Below are 18,261 nucleotides of genomic sequence, written 5' to 3' on the forward strand. Positions count from 1 at the left end.
TCCAGCGAAAACTCATAGAACAGCGCCGCCTGTGCTTCCTGCCTCGGTCCCATCATCGCCGGTTCTCCCCCTCGATTTCAGGAATTGAATCAGCAGTTCAGACTTCGATCAAGGAAGAGTTTTTCAACAAAATACGCCGAACCTGCAGGAAGATTGTGCGTCTAATCTTGCACTTGGCTGTTTCAAGAAAAACCGATGAGTCGTTGGAAGGCGTGGTACCAGCCGCGTGGTTATGTAAATCCGAGCCAGTTTTTCTGGTCGATACAGAGCAAGATGCTCTAGAGCCCTGACAACATTGAATGACCGGTAATTGTTCGATCAACCACGATAGAACAGAGGCACCCCCTGCATTGCGAAACAACCAAATCGCGCAACGCCACCATAACCACTTGATATAAAAAATTTACCTTGCCGAACATACGTTTTGGACAACGTTTTGCGCAGACTATTGCTTTCTTTTGCGCAGACATTCCCTTTTTTGGCAGCAGCATTTTATCGGGCTGGTGATCCCGGCAGGATTCGAACCTGCAACCTGCCCCTTAGGAGGGGGCTGCTCTATCCAGTTGAGCCACGGGACCACGCGCCACAGGCATACTGATCCTATCCCGGCTTGTCATCCCTCGAGTCATTTTTTCACAAGGACCGCAATCGCTTGCTGGTGCGCAAGAGATTGCGGTAACATCAAGATGACAGAACAGGATGACGCCCTTGGCCAGTGACGATACCCGCCCTCTTACGCTGCGCGACGTTTCAGAAGCGTCCGGCGTTTCCGAAATGACAGTCAGTCGTGTCCTGCGCAATCGCGGCGATGTTTCGACCGCGACGCGCGAACGCGTTCTGACGGCCGCAAAGTCCCTCGGTTATGTACCGAACAAGATCGCGGGAGCCTTGGCCAGCCAGCGTGTCAACCTTGTCGCGGTGATCATTCCCAGCCTTCGGAACATGGTGTTTCCCGAAGTCATGTCCGGGATCAGTGCAGTTCTCGAGGAAACCGAACTGCAACCGGTGGTCGGCGTGACGGACTACCTGCCCGAAAAGGAGGAACGCGTCCTTTACGAAATGCTGTCATGGCGCCCTTCCGGCGTGATCATTGCTGGGCTCGAACACACCGATGCCTCGCGTGCCATGCTCAAGGCATCCGGGATTCCCGTGGTCGAGATCATGGATGTCGATGGCACGCCAATTGACGCGATGGTCGGCATTTCGCACCGTCGCGCGGGCCGTAAGATGGCGGAGGCGATCCTGAAAGCTGGCTACCAGCGGATCGGGTTCCTTGGCACCAAGATGCCGCTTGATCACCGCGCTCGCAAAAGGTTCGAAGGGTTTACCGGCGCGCTTGCCAAAGGTGGGGTCGAAGTTGCGGATCAGGAATTCTATTCCGGGGGATCTGCGCTCGCCAAGGGACGGGAAATGACCGAAGCCATGCTCAAGCGCGATCCCGAACTGGATTTCCTCTATTATTCCAACGACATGATCGCGGCAGGAGGCCTGTTGTCGTTGCTGGAAAAGGGCATCGATATACCCAACCAGATCGGTCTAGCCGGATTTAACGGTGTCGAATTGCTGGACGGCCTCCCCCGGCAGTTGGCGACGATGGATGCGTGCCGCAGCGAAATCGGACGCAAGGCGGCCGAAATCATCTCGGAGCGGGTGAATTCACCTGACGCGAACACCCCCAAAGTCGTCGAATTGACACCCAAGATCAGCTACGGCGACACGCTGAGGCGATAAAAGAAGGGGCCACAAAGGCCCCTTCCCGTGTCAGACGATGTCACGCAGCATCAATTCAGGACATCGGAAATCGCGTGTGTCCATGCGCCCTCACCCGGATCAGCGGTGATCACCGGATCAGAGCCACCGGCCAACAGCGTATCCACCGTGCGCTGGTAATCGGCAGGGTCCAATGTACCGTTCGAGCCTGCAGTCAGCTTGGCCACTTCACCCATCATCCGCTTCTGATGTGTTTCGGTCTGAGCGCCCGTCTCGTCATATTCGAGAACGATCATCGCGGCCTCATCGGGGTTTTCCTCGGCCCATTTCCAGCCCTTCATCGATGCAGCAACAAAGCGCTGCATCTTGTCGACGAATGCCGGATCGGACAGCCGGTCTTCCAGAACGTAAAGACCGTCTTCAAGCGTTGCGACGCCCTGATCTTCATACTTGAAGGTGACTAGGTCGTCCGGGCTCACACCCGCGTCGATCACCTGCCAGTATTCGTTATAGGTCATGGTCGAAATGCAGTCGGCCTGACGCTGCAGCAGCGGGTCCACGTTGAAGCCCTGCTTGAGAACCTCGACACCGTTCTCGCTCTTGCCGTCGGTGGAAATGCCCATCGAGCTCATCCACGACATGAACGGGAATTCATTGCCGAAGAACCAGACACCCAGAGTGCGGTTCTTGAGATCCTCCGGCGTTGCGATCCCGGCATCTTTCCAGCAGGTGAGCATCATGCCAGAACTTTTGAACGGCTGCGCAATGTTCACCAGCGGAAGACCCTTTTCGCGGGCGGCCAATGCGGCGGGCATCCATTCGACAGTCACATCGGCACCGCCACCGGCAATCACCTGCGTCGGCGCGATGTCCGGTCCACCCGGTTTGATCGTGACGTTCAGATCGGCCTCTTCGTAATAGCCATTCTCGAGTGCCACGTAGTAACCCGCGAACTGGGCTTGCGTGACCCACTTGAGTTGCAGCGTGACATCGTCCGCCGCCCAGGCCGGGGCAGCCAGTCCGATGGCTGCCAAGGCGCCAAGTAGTTTCGTCTTCATGGTAGTACCTCCGTGTTTTGGTTTGTTGTTCATCCATGTCCGCGATGCGACGGGTGCCAGAACGTCACGCGTTTTTCGACCAAGGCCACTAGCCCGTAGAACGCGGTTCCTGCCATCGCCGACACCGCGATTTCAGCCCAGACGAGGTCGATCGACAGGCTGCCGACCCCGGTTGAAATTCGGAACCCCATCCCGCGCGTGGGTGATCCGAAATACTCAGCAACGATTGCGCCGATCAATGCAAGTGTCGTTGCGATCTTCAGCCCGTTGAACACAAAAGGAAGTGCCGCGGGCAGGCGCAGCTTGAGCAGAGTGTCGAAATAACTCGCAGCGTAGGTGCGCATCAGATCGCGCTGCATCGCATCCGTTTCCCGCAGGCCCTGCACCGTGTTCACAAGGATCGGGAAGAACACCATCACCACGACCACAGCTGCTTTGGAATGCCAGTCGAAACCGAACCAGCTGACCAGAATGGGCGCGATCCCGACAATGGGAAGGGCCGCGACGAAATTGCCGATGGGCAAGAGACCTTGGGTCAGGAACGAGGACCGGTCGATCAGGATCGCCGTGGCAAACGCTGCGAGAACGCCCATGACAAAACCGGACAGCGCACCTTTCAGAACGGTCTGCTGGAAATCCTCCCACAGGATATCTGTCGAGGCCGCAAAGGTCTGCGCCACGGTCGACGGGGCCGGCAAGATCACCGGCGACACGCCAAAGCCGCGCACGATCCCTTCCCAGAGCACAATCAGTGTCACGCCGAACAGGACCGGGATCAGCACCCGCACCAAAAGCAAAGCGCGCCATGGCGAATTGGCAAGCCACGTATTGAGCGCCCAGGCCCCGATCCAGAACACCAACGCGAAGATCAGCCAACTCATGCCTGCATCCCCATCCGCCTAAGCGTTACGCGCTGCATCAGATCCAGCAGCGTCACCAATACGCCCGCAAGGATCGCCGCCGCAAAGAGCGCTGCCCAGATGGCCAAAGGAGTGCCGAACTGATCGCCGATCAGAATGCGCGCGCCCAGCCCCGAAATCGCGCCCGTCGGCAACTCACCCACGATGGTCCCCACCAATGCCGCCGCGATCCCGATCTTAAGCGAGGTGAACAGATACGGCATCGACGCGGGGAGCCGCAGTTTCAGGAACGCCTGCAAGCCGGACGCGGAATAGGTTCTCAACAGATCAAGCTGCGCCGCCCCCGGCGACCGTAGCCCTTTCACCATCCCGACAAGCACCGGGAAGTAACACAAATAGGCCGAAATGATCGCCTTCGGCACCGTCCGCCCTTCGATCCCGACCTGGCTGGACAGCACGATGATCATCGGTGCCAGCGCCACGATGGGTATGGTCTGGCTGATGATCGCCCAAGGCATCAGGCTCATGTCCACCACCCGGCTGTAGACGATGGCAATCGCCCCCGCCATGCCCAGAACGGTGCCCAGCGCAAAGCCCCAGAGCGTCGATTGCAGGGTGATCCACCCGTGATAGATCAGCGACCGTTTCGACATGGGCCTGCCGTTCAACGCCATCTCACCGGTGGTTTTCCAAAGCTCCGTACCGACCTGAACCGGAGTCGGCAGGCGCGGCCGCTCCAGGCTGTAGCCAAGACCGATATGCTCTGCGTTGTCGACCATGAGTCGCCAAATCGACGTGTCAAACCGCGCGCGTGATTCAGCCGGGACAACCTCTGCGCCAGCCCGTTCGGCGACATCCAACGCGCCGCGAATGTTCATCGGCGCAACCGCCGCATACCACAGCGCAGCAATCGCGGCGAGAACCGTGAGAATGGGCAGAAGGCTCCTCATGATGCGTCAATCATCATAGGCATGTCCCGCCCGCAGCCCTTCGCGCACCCGATGCGCGATGGCCAGAAACTCGGGCGTGTCACGAATGTCGAGCGGGCGTTCCTTGGGCAGGGGGCTATCAATTACATCGGTGATCCGCCCCGGACGGGGCGACATCACCACGATCTTGGTCGAAAGGTACACCGCTTCGGGGATCGAATGGGTCACGAACCCGATGGTCTTTTCCGTCCGCGCCCAAAGCTCCAAAAGCTGTTCATTCAGGTGATCGCGCACGATCTCGTCCAGCGCCCCGAACGGTTCGTCCATCAGCAGAATATCCGCATCAAACGCCAGTGCCCGCGCAATCGACGCGCGTTGCTGCATCCCGCCGGACAATTGCCAGGGATATTTCTTGCCGAAATTCGACAGCTCCACGAGGTCGAGCACCCGCGCGATCCGCTCGTCCTGCTCGGCCTTCGAATACCCCATGATCTCCAAAGGCAGCGCGATGTTCTTTTCGATCGTGCGCCACGGATAAAGCCCCGCCGCCTGAAACACATAGCCATAGGCCCGCGCCCGCCGCGCCTCGTCTGGCGTCATGCCGTTGACCGTCAGCGTCCCGCCTGTCGGCGTCTCAAGCGCCGCAATGCAGCGCAGGAAAGTGGTCTTGCCACATCCCGACGGTCCGATGAAGCTGACGAACTCGCCTTTGCCGATATCGAGATCGACACTGGAGAGCGCGTGCACCGGCCCGTCATTGGTCTGGAAGGTGAGATCAAGCGATCGTGCCGAAATCACAGGTTTGGTCATACTCCGGTCAACGACCGGAGCCTTGGCTTGGTCTTGCATCAAACACCCGTCGCCGGAATCCCAGTCCGCTGTACTGGGCGCGGTGCGGTCAATTCTTTCCACGTCGAAAGTGCCCGGTTTACCGTGCCATTGCCCGGCCGTTTGACGAACTGACCATGGCCTTCCTGAGTGCGGATATCACCGTCATGGACCGCCACGTGGCCGCGCGTCAGCGTAAACCTTGGCAGACCTTTGACATGGTGTCCTTCAAAGACGTTGTAGTCGATGGCCGATTGCTGCGTGCTGGCGGAAATCGTCTTTTCCTTCTCCGGATCCCAGACCACCAGATCGGCATCCGCACCCACCAGAACCGCACCCTTCTTGGGGTAGCAGTTCAGGATCTTGGCGATATTGGTCGAAGTCACGGCAACAAACTCGTTCGGCGTCAGCCGCCCGGTCGCCACGCCATGGGTCCAGAGCATCGGCATCCTGTCTTCAAGACCACCCGTGCCGTTGGGAATCTTCGAGAAATCACCCACGCCATAGCGCTTCTGTTCCGTCGTGAAGGCGCAATGGTCGGTTGCCACTACCGACAGCGTGCCCGATTGTAGTCCGGCCCAAAGGCTGTCCTGATGCTGCTTGTTGCGGAAGGGCGGCGACATCACGCGCCGCGCGGCGTGATCCCAATCGGCATGGAAGTATTCGCTCTCATCCAGCGTCAAATGCTGGATCAGCGGCTCACCCCAGACGCGCTTGCCCTGCATCTTGGCCCGGCGGATTGCCTCATGCGCTTCCTCGCAGGATGTATGCACGACGTAAAGCGGCACCCCTGCCATATCGGCAATCATGATGGCGCGGTTGGTCGCTTCGCCTTCAACCTGGCTCGGCCGCGAATACGCGTGCCCCTCCGGCCCGGTATTTCCTTCAGCCAGAAGCTTTGCCGTCAGTTCCGCCACCACATCGCCGTTCTCGGCATGGACCATTGCGATCCCGCCCAGTTCCGCGAGGCGGTTGAAAGACGCAAACAGCTCATCGTCATTGACCATGAGCGCGCCTTTATACGCCATGAAATGCTTGAACGTGTTGATGCCGTGATCGTTGATCACAGTGGGCATCTCGTTGAAAACCTGTTCGCCCCACCACGTCACCGCCATGTGGAACGAGTAGTCGCAATTGGCCATCGTCGACTTGTTGTGCCAGCCCTTCATCGCATCAACCAAACCCTGCCCCTGACCGGGCAGCACAAAGTCCACCACCATCGTGGTGCCCCCCGACAGCGCAGCCCGTGTCCCGCTTTCGAAATTGTCGCTGGAATAGGTGCCCATGAACGGCATCTCGAGATGCGTATGCGGATCGATCCCACCGGGCATGACATAACATCCGGTGGCGTCCAGTTCGGTGTCGCCCTTCAGGTTCGGCCCAATCGCGGTGATCACCCCGTTCTCAATGAGAACATCCGCCTCATAGGTCAGGTCCGCTGTGACAACCGTTCCGTTCTTGATGACTGTAGTCATGGTGTACTCCGTGGTCCTGATCTTCTCTGGTTCAAAAATACTTCGGGGGAGTCGCGCATCGCGCGACGGGGGCAGCGCCCCGGATTTAGCTGACAATCTCCGCCGTCTCGACGACCGCATGGAACAGTACATCGGCCCCCGCCGTCGCCCATTCCTTGGAAATCTCTTCCGCCTCGTTGTGCGACAGCCCGTCAACGCACGGGCACATCACCATCGCGGTCGGGGCCACATCGTTGATCCAGCAGGCATCATGCCCGGCCCCGGACACAATATCCATGTGGCTGTAGCCCAGCCGTTCCGCCGCATCCCGGATGGCACTGACGCATGCCTCATCAAATGCGGGCGGATCGAATTGGCCGACTATGTGGCAGTCGAACTCGACGCCGATCTCTTCACAGAGCTTTGGCGCACGCTCCATGAACTCGTCCACCATGGCGTTCAGCTTGTCGAGCAAGTGCGTCCGCATATCGACGGTGAACACCACTTTACCCGGAATGATGTTCCGGCTGTTAGGATAGACGTCGATATGCCCAATGGCGCCAACCGCATTGGGCTGGTTCTTCATGGCAATCTCATGCACCAGTTCGGTGATCAGCGCGAGGCCCCGCCCCGCGTTCTTGCGCATATGCATCGGCGTCGAGCCGGTATGGCTTTCCTTGCCGATCACCGTGCATTCGATCCAGCGCAGGCCCTGCCCGTGGGTGACAACGCCGATATCCTTGCCCTCGGCTTCGAGGATCGGGCCCTGTTCGATATGAAGCTCGAAGAAGGCGTGCATCTTGCGGTCCCCGACCTTTTCGGGGCCTTTCCAGCCGATCCGCTCCAACTCGTCGCCGAAGGATTTGCCCTTGGCATCGACGCGGTCATAGGCCCATTGCAGGTCATGCTTGCCCGCGAAAACCCCGGAGGCCAGCATGGCGGGCGCAAAGCGCGTGCCTTCCTCATTGGTCCAGTTGGTGACCACGATAGGATGCTTGGTCTTGATCCCCAGATCATTGAGCGAGCGGATCACCTCGAGCCCGCCCAGAACACCCAGGACCCCGTCATATTTGCCCCCAGTTGGCTGGGTATCGAGATGCGATCCCACATAGACCGGCAGCGCGTCGGGGTCCGCGCCCTCGCGGCGCGCGAACATGTTGCCGATCTCGTCCACACCCATGGTGCAGCCCGCAGCCTCGCACCATTTCTGAAACAAGGCGCGGCCTTCGGCATCTTCATCCGTAAGCGTCTGACGGTTGTTGCCGCCCGCGATGCCCGGCCCGATCTTCGCCATCTCCATGAGGCTGTCCCACAGGCGGTCGCCATTGATCCGCAGGTTTTCTCCGGGTGCTGCCATGTTCGTTCCCCTCGCCGCTGGCTGTCTTGCATGACGGCACAACAGCCGCGCAAGTTTTTTACCATTTGGTAAAGTTACGATTGCAACGCACCCCCAAGCTGTCAAGGTATGTTCTTGAAGGAAAAGTTCAGCGCAGGCCGTCGCAGCGACTCCGTGCCTGCAAATGCAGCATGAGAAGGATCGCCCGTGACGAGCACCGCGAGAAAACCCAGTCGTATCCAGACCGAGAACCGCAAGCGGATCCGTGATGCAGCTCTCGGGTTGTTTTCGACCCATGGGTTCCGGGGCACAACGCTCGACCAGATCGCCGAAGCCTGCGGCATGCACAAGCCGAACCTCATCTACTATTACGAGAACAAGGAGGCGATCCACATCGACCTTCTCAATACCTTGATGGAAGAATGGCTGAGCCCGCTCGACGCGATGAACCCGGATGGGGATCCTTTGGAGGAAATCCTCGGCTACATCCGGCGCAAGATGGAAATGAGCCGCCTCTATCCTCGCGAGTCCCGTCTGTTCGCCAACGAGATCGTGCAGGGGGCGCCTCGGATGCTTCCGCATCTGGAAAGCACGCTGAAACCGCTGTTCGACAGGCAATGCGGGATCCTTGCGAAATGGATGAAGGACGGCAAGATCGCAGAGATGCACCCTGCGCATCTGATCTTTTCGATCTGGGCCGTCACCCAGCATTACGCCGATTTCGAAGCCCAGATTTCGGTCCTGTTGCCGGGAGACGACAAACGCGCACGGGGCGCGGACCAGTTTGTCGAGATGATGTTTCGGAAAGTGCTCACGCCATAGAGGCGTTTACCGAGCGTTAAGCATCCCTGGCCGACACTGACGGCATGTTGATGAACACGCCCTTCGAGTCGCCCACAGCCTACAACCCGGCATGGAGAGACCAATTGTTCAGCGCCGATGCGGTGCGGCGCAAAGGTGTTGTGCGCCGCAAGAAAGGCGCGATCCACAGGGAGGTCGGGTTGAGCCTTCTTCGCGCCGAAGTGCAGGCGCGCGGGTTTCAGCTTTTCGATGTCGGCACGGATTATCTGATCGTGTGCCACTCTCAACCAATCAAACGCATCGGCTGACGGCGGGTCAGTCGATCGTCACGACCGGGGACTGGTCGGGCCGCTGACAGTCGGCTCGGCGTTCGCCCAGAACTCCAGAATTTTATGGGAGCGTTCGAGAATCTTCGTACGAAGATTCTCAGGCCACCCCATAAAATTCTGTTAACCCCATGCGAAAAAAATGGCTCTCACTCTACTCCGCCGCCTGCCGAACTGCCGGATTGTTCGGATGCGTGGTCCAATCCCCATGCTCCGTCGCGACCGGACGCCCCGTCCGTTCGTCGACGGCGCCTGCCGCCAGCTCTTCCATCGTGATGCAATCCTCTACCGGACAGACATTCACACACAGATTGCAGGCGACACATTCGTCATCCTTGACGGTAAACACCCGGTCCTCGGACATGGCAATCGCCTGATGCGAGGTGTCTTCGCACGCGGCGAAACACCGCCCGCACGAAATACACAGATCCTGATTGATCCGCGCCTTGGTGACGTAATTGAGGTTCAGGTGTTGCCAATCGCTGATATTCGGCACGGCGCGTCCAACCAGATCGGCGGTTGAGTTCAGACCCTTTTCGTCAAGGTATTGCGATAGCCCCGAAATCATCTCCTGAACGATCTTGAACCCATAGGTCATCGCAGCGGTGCAGACCTGAACATTGCCCGCACCCAGCGCCATGAACTCAGCGGCGTCTTTCCACGTGGTCACGCCGCCGATGCCGGAAATCGGCAAGCCGCGCGTTTCGGGTGTCCGCGCAATCTCGGCCACCATGTTGAGCGCAATCGGCTTGACCGCAGGCCCGCAGTACCCTCCATGTGCGCCCTTGCCGTCGATCGTGGGCTCCGGCGCGAAGAGGTCCAGATCGACTGAGGTGATGGAGTTGATCGTGTTGATCAGGCTCACGGCATCCGCGCCACCCGCATGCGCCGCCATCGCGGGTTTGCGGATATCCGTGATGTTTGGTGTCAGCTTGACGATGCAGGGCATGCGCGTGTTCTGCTTCACCCAGCGCGTGACCATCTCGATATATTCCGGCACCTGCCCCACGGCACTGCCCATCCCACGCTCGGACATGCCGTGCGGACAGCCGAAATTGAGCTCGACACCATCCGCGCCGGTCTCTTCCACCAGCGGCAGGATCGCCTTCCACGCATCTTCCTCGCAGGGCACCATCAGCGACACGACCATCGCGCGGTCCGGGTAGTCGCGTTTGACTGCCTTGATTTCGCGCAGGTTCACTTCCAAAGGTCGGTCGGTGATCAGCTCAATGTTGTTCAGGCCAAGCAAACGCCGATCCGCGCCCCAGATCGCGCCATAGCGCGGGCCATTGACATTCACGATGGGTGGGCCAGCCTCGCCCAAGGTCTTCCAGACGACACCGCCCCACCCCGCCTCAAAGGCGCGGCGGACGTTGTATTCTTTGTCCGTCGGCGGTGCAGAGGCGAGCCAGAACGGGTTCGGGCTTTTGATGCCCACAAATTCGGTTGTCAGGTCAGCCATTCGTAATACTCCCGGATCAGGCGCGCATCAGCGCGGCGTGAATATCCTCAGCGGCATCGCGCCCTTCGGCGACGGCCGTGACGGTCAGGTCTTCGCCCCCGGCGGCGCAATCTCCCCCGGCCCAAACACCTGTGATCGAGGTGCGGCCAGGTCCGGTTACGGCAATCTTGCGGCCATCGAGATCGGGCAGGTCATCGCCGTTCAGCGTCTGACCGATGGCCTTGAACACCTGATCTGCGGCAAGTCGAAAGGTCTGACCGGTCGGATTCAGGTCGTCATCGGTAAATTCGAACTCGATCTCGCGCACAGCGCCATTGCCATGCACCGCGACGGGCGACGCATTGGTGATGATCCGCACGCCTTTGGCAGCGGCCAAATCCTGTTCCCAGACGCTTGCATTCATCCGATCACGACCCCGGCGATACACGATGGTCACATTCAGCGCCCCCAGCAGTTTGGATTGTACGGCGGCGTCCACAGCCGTCATGCCACCGCCAATCACCACAACATCCCGACCCACAGGCAGGGTGCTCAGGTCCGTCGCCTGCCGCAAATCGGCAATGAAGTTCACCGCATCCAGAACGCCCTCTTTGTCCGCTCCGGGCGCGGTCAGCGCATTTACACCGCCAAGGCCCATGCCAAGGAACACCGCATCATACTCGTCTTGAAGCGCTGCCATCGCCACATCCCGGCCCAAAGCCATGTTGTTGCGAATCTCGATCCCACCGATCTGGAGCAGCCAATCGACCTCCCGCGCCGCGAAATCCTCAGTGCTTTTGTAGGCGGCGATGCCGTATTCGTTCAGACCACCAGCTTTGGGTCGCGCATCGAAGACCACAACGTCATTCCCATGCATGGCCAGTCGATGCGCACAGGCCAACCCTGCCGGACCGGCCCCGACAACGGCAATGCGTTTGCCGGTCGAGGCCGCCCGGGAGAAAGGATGCACCCCCTGCGCCATCAGGGTGTCCGTGGCGTAGCGTTGCAGGCGGCCGATCTGCACCGGCTCGCCTTCGGCCGCTTCGCGCACACAGGCTTCTTCGCACAGGGTTTCAGTCGGACAGACGCGGGCGCACATACCGCCCATAATGTTCTGTGTCAGGATCGTTTTTGCCGCCGCTTCGGGCGTGCCGGTGGCGATCTGGCGGATGAACAAAGGGATGTCGATTTCGGTGGGGCAGGCAGTGATGCAGGGCGCGTCATGACAGAAATAGCAGCGGTCGGCGGCCACCAACGCCTCGTGATCCGACAGGGGCGCGTGCAGATCGGCAAAGCCGGCGTCAAGCGCGTCGGCGTCCAAACGGCCCGAAACAATCCCTTCTTTCAAAGCTCTGGCGTCCATCTTCACACTCCGAAGTCAGGTTGATCTTTCGACAAACGCTCTCACGGGTCAAAAATTTTATCAACTGGTAAAATTTTCAAACCCGCGCTTTTTGTCTGATGCTGCACTGCGGCGACATGCATTTTAGGCGTGGCGGGTATTCCAAAGCAGAGCTACTCAGCGCGATTTCAACGACTTAGATCGTCATGAGTAAACTTTGAGCATTGCAGAGGCATATCATGGCACTGACACAGTCCTACCACGGCCAAAAACCGGGTTTCTTCTCCAGCCTGCTTGATGGCCTGACTCGCGGCATGAGCCAGGTTGTGGAAGCGAACTCGCGTATCCGTGAAGTCGAACGGCTTCAGGCGATGTCCGACGAGGCCTTGGCGGCCAAGGGCATCCGTCGCGACGACATCGTGCGTCACGTCTTCCGGGATCTCTACTGGCTGTAATCAGGTCTTTCCAAAATTCTGATTGGGAAAAAGGGCTGCACATATGGTGCGGCCTTTTTCTTTTTCCGAGCCCGCCCAATGAAAAAGCCGCCCCCATGGGACGGCTTTGAAACGTACGGATCGCTGGTCTGAGGCGTACGGATGAACCGTACGCCTGCCCGGATCAGTTCTGAGCGTAGTATTCGATGACGAGGTTCGGTTCCATCATCACCGGGTACGGCACATCGCTGAGACCCGGGGTGCGGACGAAAGTCGCTTTCATCTTGGAGTGATCAGCCTCGATGTAGTCGGGCACGTCACGCTCTGCGAGTTGGGTCGCTTCGAGGACAACCGCGATCTGCTTGGACTTGTCGCGAACCTCGATCACGTCGCCTTCCTTCACCCGGTAGGACGGGATGTTGACGCGCTGACCGTTGACGGTCACGTGGCCGTGGTTGACGAACTGACGTGCAGCAAAGATCGTCGCGACGAACTTGGCGCGATAGACAACCGCGTCCAGACGGCGCTCGAGCAGGCCGATCAGCTGTTCACCGGTGTCACCGCGCATACGCTCTGCTTCGGCATAGATGCGGCGGAACTGCTTTTCGGTCAGATCGCCATAGTAGCCCTTGAGCTTCTGCTTCGCGCGCAGCTGCAGACCGAAGTCGGACATCTTGCCCTTGCGGCGCTGGCCATGCTGGCCGGGGCCGTACTCACGACGGTTGACGGGGGATTTCGGACGGCCCCAGATGTTTTCACCCATCCGGCGGTCAATTTTGTACTTGGCAGACGTGCGTTTTGTCACGACTGATCTCCTTCTTGGAACGACTCCCCGAAGGGCGACTATGAAGGGCGTTGTCCTCTTGGATCGAAATCCATGACAGGCATCCCCTTGCGGGGGCCACCAACACCAATGAAGCCGCGCTTATACGGCGGCGCGTGACAGAGTCAACATGGGAATTCGGCAGTTGTCTTAAGTGTTGTTTAAGGTCTTTGGCGGAAGCTCCTCGCACCAATCAGAAGGGGTATCCATGCCGTACAAGTCCACGCGCAGACCACTTGGACCATCACCGCTGGATATGGCTGTCCATAACCGCGATCAGAACATCCTGCACATTGTCGAAGACGCAGTACATCATCGGGAGGTTCGGCTGGCCTTTCAACCCGTGGTACAAGCGCTGGAACAGGGGCAGGCCGCGTTCTACGAAGGGCTGATCCGCGTCACCGACCCAACCGGGCGCATCATCCCCGCCGGTCAATTCATCGACGCCATCGAAGAACGGGAAACAGGTCGGCTTCTTGATTGTCTGGCGTTGGAGCATGGGTTGCGGACCCTGACACAAACACCGGGCATCCGACTTGCCATCAATCTGTCGGCGCGATCCATCGGCTATCCGAAATGGCGCAAGGTGCTCGAACGGGGCCTTTCACGGGATCCGTCGGTCGCACAACGCCTGATCCTCGAAATAACAGAGGCCTCGGCGATGCTTGTCCCCGAACTTGTGGTCCAGGCCATGCGCGATCTGCAAAAGCTCGGGATCAGTTTCGCACTCGATGATTTCGGCGCAGGCTATACAGCGCTCAGGTATTTGCGGGAATTCCAGTTCGACATCCTCAAGATCGACGGACAGTTCATTCGCGGCATTGCAACCGATCCGGACAATCAGGTCCTGACCCGCGCGGTGATCGCCATCGCACAGCAATTCGATATGTTCACCGTGGCCGAATTTGTCGAATCCGCACCCGATGCGCATATGCTGGGTCAACTGGGCGTCGATTTCCTTCAGGGTTACTATTTCGGCGCCCCGACAGTCGATCCCCCTTGGCGACCCATCGACGGCAAGCAGGTGATGCACTGACTTTGTCGCCATGACGTCAGGTCAACCCCGCCATGCAGACTGGGCCTGAGACACCCTGTCCGGTATGCGAGCGTCCACCATTCCTTTAGGAGGGCGCGTGAATGGGTCTGGGGCTGTAGGCGCAATTACGCGATACTCTCTACGGAATCACTTCTGGACCATGACTTTGGTGGAGGGACACATGACCAACGTCGTTATCGCATCCGCCGCTCGGACAGCCGTTGGCTCGTTCGGCGGTTCTTTCGCAAACACACCGGCACATGATCTGGGCGCAGCCGTGCTGAACGCGCTGATCGAACGCGCGGGCATCGAGAAAGAAGCCGTTTCCGAGACGATCCTCGGTCAGGTTCTTACTGCGGCGCAGGGTCAGAACCCGGCGCGTCAGGCGCATATCAATGCCGGTCTTCCGCAGGAAAGCGCGGCCTGGGGCATCAACCAGGTCTGCGGATCGGGCCTTCGCGCCGTCGCTCTGGGCGCACAGCACATCATGCTGGGCGATGCAGAGGTCGTCTGCGCCGGTGGTCAGGAGAACATGACACTGTCGCCCCATGCCGCACATCTGCGCGCCGGTCACAAGATGGGCGACGTGTCCTATATCGACACGATGATCCGTGACGGCCTCTGGGACGCGTTCAACGGCTACCACATGGGCCAGACGGCTGAAAACGTCGCCGAGAAATGGCAGATCAGCCGCGAACAGCAGGACGAGTTCGCTGTCGCGTCGCAGAACAAGGCCGAAGCCGCGCAGAAGGCGGGCAAGTTCGACGACGAGGTGATCGCCTTCACCATCAAGACCCGCAAGGGCGACATCGTGGTCGACAAGGATGAATACATCCGCCACGGCGCAACCATCGAAGCAATGCAGAAACTGCGCCCCGCCTTCACCAAGGACGGTTCGGTCACAGCCGCCAACGCTTCGGGCCTGAATGACGGTGCAGCAGGCGTTCTGCTGATGAGCGAAGAAAACGCGGCCAAGCGCGGCATCACGCCGATGGCCCGCATCGCATCTTACGCAACCGCCGGCCTTGACCCGGCGATCATGGGTGTCGGCCCGATCCATGCCTCGCGCAAGGCGCTGGAGAAAGCCGGTTGGTCGGTTGGCGACCTGGATCTGGTCGAAGCCAACGAAGCCTTTGCCGCGCAGGCCTGCGCCGTGAACAAGGACATGGGCTGGGATCCGGCCATCGTGAACGTCAACGGCGGCGCGATCGCCATCGGTCACCCGATCGGCGCATCCGGCGCCCGCGTTCTGAACACGCTGCTGTTCGAAATGCAGCGCCGCGATGCCAAGAAGGGTCTCGCGACCCTGTGCATCGGTGGCGGCATGGGCGTTGCCCTCTGCGTCGAGCGGGGCTGATCCGGCACGCTGGACCACCACATCAGGGGCGCCGTTGTGCGCCCCTTTTTTCTGGCCCGCTACAAAATGACCCGCATGCATTGCGCAATAATGTTGCGCATCCATGCGCGGATATATAACAACCTTACTTGAACAGACCACCCGAGAGGAGATTTCCATGGCACGTGTAGCACTCGTCACCGGCGGCAGCCGCGGCATCGGCGAAGCCATTTCCAAAGCACTCAAGGCCGAAGGCTATGACGTCGCAGCCACCTATGCCGGCAACGATGAAAAGGCAGCCGCCTTTACAGCTGAGACCGGCATCAAGACCTACAAATGGAACGTGGCCGATTACGAGTCGTCCAAGGCCGGCATCGCGCAGGTCGAGGCCGATCTGGGCCCGATAGACATCGTGGTCGCTAACGCGGGCATCACCCGCGACGCGCCGTTCCACAAGATGACGCCCGAGGCGTGGAAAGAGGTGATCGACACCAACCTCACGGGCGTGTTCAACACCGTGCACCCCGTCTGGCCCGGCATGCGCGAACGCAAGTTCGGCCGCGTGATCGTCATTTCGTCGATCAACGGTCAGAAGGGCCAGTTCGGTCAGGTGAACTATGCCGCGACCAAGGCGGGCGATCTGGGCATCGTCAAGTCGCTGGCACAGGAAGGCGCGCGCGCCGGTATCACCGCAAACGCGATCTGCCCGGGCTATATCGCCACGGAAATGGTCATGGCGATCCCAGAAGAAGTGCGCCAGAAGATCGTCGCGGGCATCCCGGCGGGCCGTTTGGGCGAACCCGAGGAAATCGCGCGCTGCGTGGTTTTCCTTGCGTCCGAGCAGTCGGGCTTCATCAACGGCTCGACCATCTCGGCCAACGGGGCGCAGTTCTTCGTCTGAGCCTTGCTTTCAGCTTATGGAAAGGCCCGCCTGCTGCGCGGGCCTTTTCTTTTTCTGCCGCGCGGATTAGCGGGGGGCATGACCCGCACCACCGCCACAGCCATCGGATTTGTCGCCGTCCTGCTTTGGGCGCTTCTGGCGTTGTTCACCGCAGGGTCGGCTCCGGTTCCGCCCTTTCTGCTCAACGCATTGACCTTTGCCATCGGCGGAGCGGTGGGGGTTGTGTGGGTGTTGCTGCGGGGTCGGCTGTCGGTACTGCGCTTGGTGCCGTGGACTGTCTACGCGTTCGGGACGGCGGGTCTGTTCGGCTATCACGCTCTCTATTATTCCGCTTTGCGCTTGGCCCCACCGGCCGAGGCCGGGTTGATCGCGTATCTCTGGCCGCTGTTTATCGTCCTGTTTTCGGGGCTCTTGCCGGGGGAACGATTGCGCGCGGGGCATATCGTCGGCGCACTGGTGTCCTTCGCCGGGGCCGCGCTCATTGTCCTGCGCAATGGCTTCAGCTTTGAGGCGTCGGCCACACCCGGTTTGATCCTTGCAGGGTTCTGCGCGCTGACCTGGAGCAGCTATTCGGTTTTGTCGCGCCGCCTTGGCACCACGCCGACCGAAGCGGTTGCGGTGTTCTGCGTGCTGACGGCGATCCTGTCTGTGCCTGCGCATCTGGCGTTTGAAACGACCGTTTGGCCGCAGAGCACGTTCGGCTGGGTGTCGGTGCTGGCCCTTGGGCTTGGTCCCGTGGGACTGGCGTTCTACGTTTGGGATATCGGCGTAAAACGCGGCGACATTCAGCTTTTGGGCGTGGCAAGCTATGCCGCGCCGCTCTTGTCGACCCTTGTTCTGATCGTGGCAGGATTTGCGCAAGTCTCTTGGCAATTGGTGGCGGCAGCCGTGCTGATCACCGTCGGCGCAGGCATCGCGGCGCTGGCCTCGCGCCGGGCCTAGGTGCGGATATGCACAAAAATGGCGCGCCTACGTGTCTTTATGTGCGCAAAGTTAGAGTTAGATAGATCGCTAAGAACAGATTTGGATTTTTGGGAGACCTGACATGATCAACCAGATCAACGGACTGCATCACGTGACCTCGATCGCAAGTGGGGCACAATCGAACAACGATTTCTTCACCAAGACACTGGGCCTGCGCCGGATCAAGAAGACGGTCAATTTCGATGCGCCCGAAGTCTACCACCTCTATTACGGCGACGAGGCCGGGACGCCCGGCACCGTGATGACCTATTTCCCATTCCCGAACGCACGGCGCGGTCGGCCCGGTACGGGTGAGGTGGGGATCACCGGCTTTGCCGTTCCCAAGGGCAGCCTGCCCTACTGGCAGGAGCGGCTGGCGACGTTTGATGTGAAGAACATGCAGACCGAGGCCACATTTGGCGAAAACCGTCTGCGCTTTGACGGGCCGGATGGCGACGGGTTTGTGTTGGTGGAAACCGAGGACGATGCGCGCGATCCTTGGACCAACAATGGTGTACCCGCCGATGCGGCCATCCGTGGCTTCCACAGCGCGGACATGCGCCTGCGCGATGCGGCGGCCAGTGCCGAACTGCTGCAATACATGGGCTACGAGGAGCTGGATCGGCAGGAGAACGTCACACGCTTCCACGTGCCCGGCGGCAACGAGGCCAATGTAATCGACA

The 18,261-nt window shown here is 59.8% G+C and carries 18 protein-coding genes, 1 tRNA gene and 1 pseudogene; 10 read left to right on the top strand and 10 right to left on the bottom strand.

From position 1 onward, the window contains the following. The coding region (locus JJ869_RS15145; protein ID WP_292268336.1) for a hypothetical protein at positions 1-290 on the top strand (290 nt) is incomplete at its 5' end. A 211-nt stretch (positions 291-501) separates the two neighbouring features. Here the strand turns inward: JJ869_RS15145 and JJ869_RS15150 are convergent. Continuing rightward, positions 502-578: transfer RNA gene (locus JJ869_RS15150), tRNA-Arg, on the bottom strand. Positions 579-708: 130 nt separating this feature from the next. On the opposite strand from JJ869_RS15150, the gene JJ869_RS15155 reads away from it, so the two are divergent. Next, positions 709-1,731 carry a LacI family DNA-binding transcriptional regulator gene (locus JJ869_RS15155; protein WP_292268338.1) on the top strand — a complete coding sequence of 341 codons (1,023 nt, stop codon included), beginning with the start codon at positions 709-711 and terminating at the stop codon, positions 1,729-1,731. A gap of 50 nt (positions 1,732-1,781) precedes the next feature. Here the strand turns inward: JJ869_RS15155 and JJ869_RS15160 are convergent, their stop codons facing one another. The 6 genes from JJ869_RS15160 to JJ869_RS15185 form a co-directional block, all read right to left on the bottom strand. Further along, positions 1,782-2,768: an ABC transporter substrate-binding protein gene (locus JJ869_RS15160; RefSeq protein ID WP_292268340.1), complete on the bottom strand. Its 987-nt coding sequence runs from the start codon at positions 2,766-2,768 to the stop codon at positions 1,782-1,784. 29 nt (positions 2,769-2,797) lie between these two features. Beyond that, a complete protein-coding gene (locus JJ869_RS15165; RefSeq protein ID WP_292268341.1) occupies positions 2,798-3,649 on the bottom strand; it encodes an ABC transporter permease in 852 nt (283 codons plus the stop codon). Further along, positions 3,646-4,578 carry an ABC transporter permease subunit gene (locus JJ869_RS15170; protein WP_292268342.1) on the bottom strand — a complete coding sequence of 311 codons (933 nt, stop codon included), beginning with the start codon at positions 4,576-4,578 and terminating at the stop codon, positions 3,646-3,648. Before JJ869_RS15170 ends, JJ869_RS15165 begins: the two co-directional genes overlap by 4 nt. A 6-nt stretch (positions 4,579-4,584) precedes the next feature. Then, entirely contained in the window at positions 4,585-5,367 is a 783-nt protein-coding gene (locus tag JJ869_RS15175) for an ABC transporter ATP-binding protein (protein WP_292268344.1), read from the bottom strand. 38 nt (positions 5,368-5,405) lie between these two features. After that, on the bottom strand, positions 5,406-6,860 hold the full coding sequence (gene hydA / locus JJ869_RS15180; protein WP_292268345.1) for a dihydropyrimidinase: 1,455 nt from the start codon (positions 6,858-6,860) through the stop codon (positions 5,406-5,408). An 85-nt stretch (positions 6,861-6,945) separates the two neighbouring features. Continuing rightward, a complete protein-coding gene (locus tag JJ869_RS15185) occupies positions 6,946-8,196 on the bottom strand; it encodes a Zn-dependent hydrolase (protein ID WP_292268347.1) in 1,251 nt (416 codons plus the stop codon). A 186-nt stretch (positions 8,197-8,382) separates the two neighbouring features. On the opposite strand from JJ869_RS15185, the gene JJ869_RS15190 reads away from it, so the two are divergent. Together JJ869_RS15190 and JJ869_RS15195 are read left to right on the top strand one after the other, a co-directional pair. Beyond that, complete coding sequence (locus JJ869_RS15190) at positions 8,383-8,997, top strand: TetR family transcriptional regulator C-terminal domain-containing protein (protein ID WP_292268349.1); 615 nt, start codon at positions 8,383-8,385, stop codon at positions 8,995-8,997. A gap of 50 nt (positions 8,998-9,047) precedes the next feature. Continuing rightward, entirely contained in the window at positions 9,048-9,284 is a 237-nt protein-coding gene (locus JJ869_RS15195) for a hypothetical protein (protein WP_292268351.1), read from the top strand. 172 nt (positions 9,285-9,456) lie between these two features. Here JJ869_RS15195 and preA read toward each other — a convergent pair whose 3' ends face one another. Further along, complete coding sequence (preA, locus tag JJ869_RS15200) at positions 9,457-10,764, bottom strand: NAD-dependent dihydropyrimidine dehydrogenase subunit PreA (protein WP_292268352.1); 1,308 nt, start codon at positions 10,762-10,764, stop codon at positions 9,457-9,459. Between the two features lie 16 nt (positions 10,765-10,780). Then, complete coding sequence (locus JJ869_RS15205) at positions 10,781-12,106, bottom strand: NAD(P)-dependent oxidoreductase (RefSeq protein WP_292268353.1); 1,326 nt, start codon at positions 12,104-12,106, stop codon at positions 10,781-10,783. Positions 12,107-12,324: 218 nt separating this feature from the next. Here JJ869_RS15205 and JJ869_RS15210 point away from each other — a divergent pair, with 218 nt between their 5' ends. Continuing rightward, positions 12,325-12,540, top strand: coding sequence for a DUF1127 domain-containing protein (locus JJ869_RS15210; RefSeq protein WP_292268354.1), 216 nt, complete (start codon positions 12,325-12,327; stop codon positions 12,538-12,540). Between the two features lie 163 nt (positions 12,541-12,703). Here the strand turns inward: JJ869_RS15210 and rpsD are convergent, their stop codons facing one another. Beyond that, a complete protein-coding gene (gene rpsD / locus JJ869_RS15215; RefSeq protein ID WP_292268356.1) occupies positions 12,704-13,324 on the bottom strand; it encodes a 30S ribosomal protein S4 in 621 nt (206 codons plus the stop codon). A gap of 226 nt (positions 13,325-13,550) precedes the next feature. On the opposite strand from rpsD, the gene JJ869_RS15220 reads away from it, so the two are divergent. From JJ869_RS15220 to JJ869_RS15240, 5 genes and pseudogenes are all read left to right on the top strand, one after another. Next, entirely contained in the window at positions 13,551-14,378 is an 828-nt protein-coding gene (locus tag JJ869_RS15220) for an EAL domain-containing protein (RefSeq protein WP_292268358.1), read from the top strand. 181 nt (positions 14,379-14,559) lie between these two features. Continuing rightward, positions 14,560-15,735 carry an acetyl-CoA C-acetyltransferase gene (locus tag JJ869_RS15225; protein ID WP_292268359.1) on the top strand — a complete coding sequence of 392 codons (1,176 nt, stop codon included), beginning with the start codon at positions 14,560-14,562 and terminating at the stop codon, positions 15,733-15,735. Between the two features lie 157 nt (positions 15,736-15,892). Next, positions 15,893-16,615 carry an acetoacetyl-CoA reductase gene (gene phbB / locus JJ869_RS15230; protein ID WP_292268360.1) on the top strand — a complete coding sequence of 241 codons (723 nt, stop codon included), beginning with the start codon at positions 15,893-15,895 and terminating at the stop codon, positions 16,613-16,615. A gap of 78 nt (positions 16,616-16,693) precedes the next feature. Beyond that, on the top strand, positions 16,694-17,557 hold the full coding sequence (locus JJ869_RS15235; protein ID WP_292268361.1) for an EamA family transporter: 864 nt from the start codon (positions 16,694-16,696) through the stop codon (positions 17,555-17,557). A gap of 103 nt (positions 17,558-17,660) precedes the next feature. Further along, a pseudogene (locus JJ869_RS15240) lies at positions 17,661-18,261 on the top strand (VOC family protein); the annotation flags it as partial.

This window comes from Marivita sp., assembly GCF_017643905.1.
Lineage (GTDB): Bacteria > Pseudomonadota > Alphaproteobacteria > Rhodobacterales > Rhodobacteraceae > Marivita.

Excerpts from the sequence above, each read along its gene's own strand:
- JJ869_RS15220 (WP_292268358.1), top strand. The coding sequence starts at position 13,551 with ATGCCGTACAAGTCCACGCGCAGACCACTTGGACCATCACCGCTGGAT.
- hydA (WP_292268345.1), bottom strand. The coding sequence starts at position 6,860 with ATGACTACAGTCATCAAGAACGGAACGGTTGTCACAGCGGACCTGACC.
- JJ869_RS15175 (WP_292268344.1), bottom strand. The coding sequence starts at position 5,367 with ATGACCAAACCTGTGATTTCGGCACGATCGCTTGATCTCACCTTCCAG.
- JJ869_RS15195 (WP_292268351.1), top strand. The coding sequence starts at position 9,048 with ATGAACACGCCCTTCGAGTCGCCCACAGCCTACAACCCGGCATGGAGA.
- phbB (WP_292268360.1), top strand. The coding sequence starts at position 15,893 with ATGGCACGTGTAGCACTCGTCACCGGCGGCAGCCGCGGCATCGGCGAA.
- JJ869_RS15160 (WP_292268340.1), bottom strand. The coding sequence starts at position 2,768 with ATGAAGACGAAACTACTTGGCGCCTTGGCAGCCATCGGACTGGCTGCC.
- JJ869_RS15205 (WP_292268353.1), bottom strand. The coding sequence starts at position 12,106 with ATGGACGCCAGAGCTTTGAAAGAAGGGATTGTTTCGGGCCGTTTGGAC.
- JJ869_RS15185 (WP_292268347.1), bottom strand. The coding sequence starts at position 8,196 with ATGGCAGCACCCGGAGAAAACCTGCGGATCAATGGCGACCGCCTGTGG.
- JJ869_RS15210 (WP_292268354.1), top strand. The coding sequence starts at position 12,325 with ATGGCACTGACACAGTCCTACCACGGCCAAAAACCGGGTTTCTTCTCC.
- JJ869_RS15235 (WP_292268361.1), top strand. The coding sequence starts at position 16,694 with ATGACCCGCACCACCGCCACAGCCATCGGATTTGTCGCCGTCCTGCTT.
- JJ869_RS15225 (WP_292268359.1), top strand. The coding sequence starts at position 14,560 with ATGACCAACGTCGTTATCGCATCCGCCGCTCGGACAGCCGTTGGCTCG.
- preA (WP_292268352.1), bottom strand. The coding sequence starts at position 10,764 with ATGGCTGACCTGACAACCGAATTTGTGGGCATCAAAAGCCCGAACCCG.
- JJ869_RS15170 (WP_292268342.1), bottom strand. The coding sequence starts at position 4,578 with ATGAGGAGCCTTCTGCCCATTCTCACGGTTCTCGCCGCGATTGCTGCG.
- JJ869_RS15165 (WP_292268341.1), bottom strand. The coding sequence starts at position 3,649 with ATGAGTTGGCTGATCTTCGCGTTGGTGTTCTGGATCGGGGCCTGGGCG.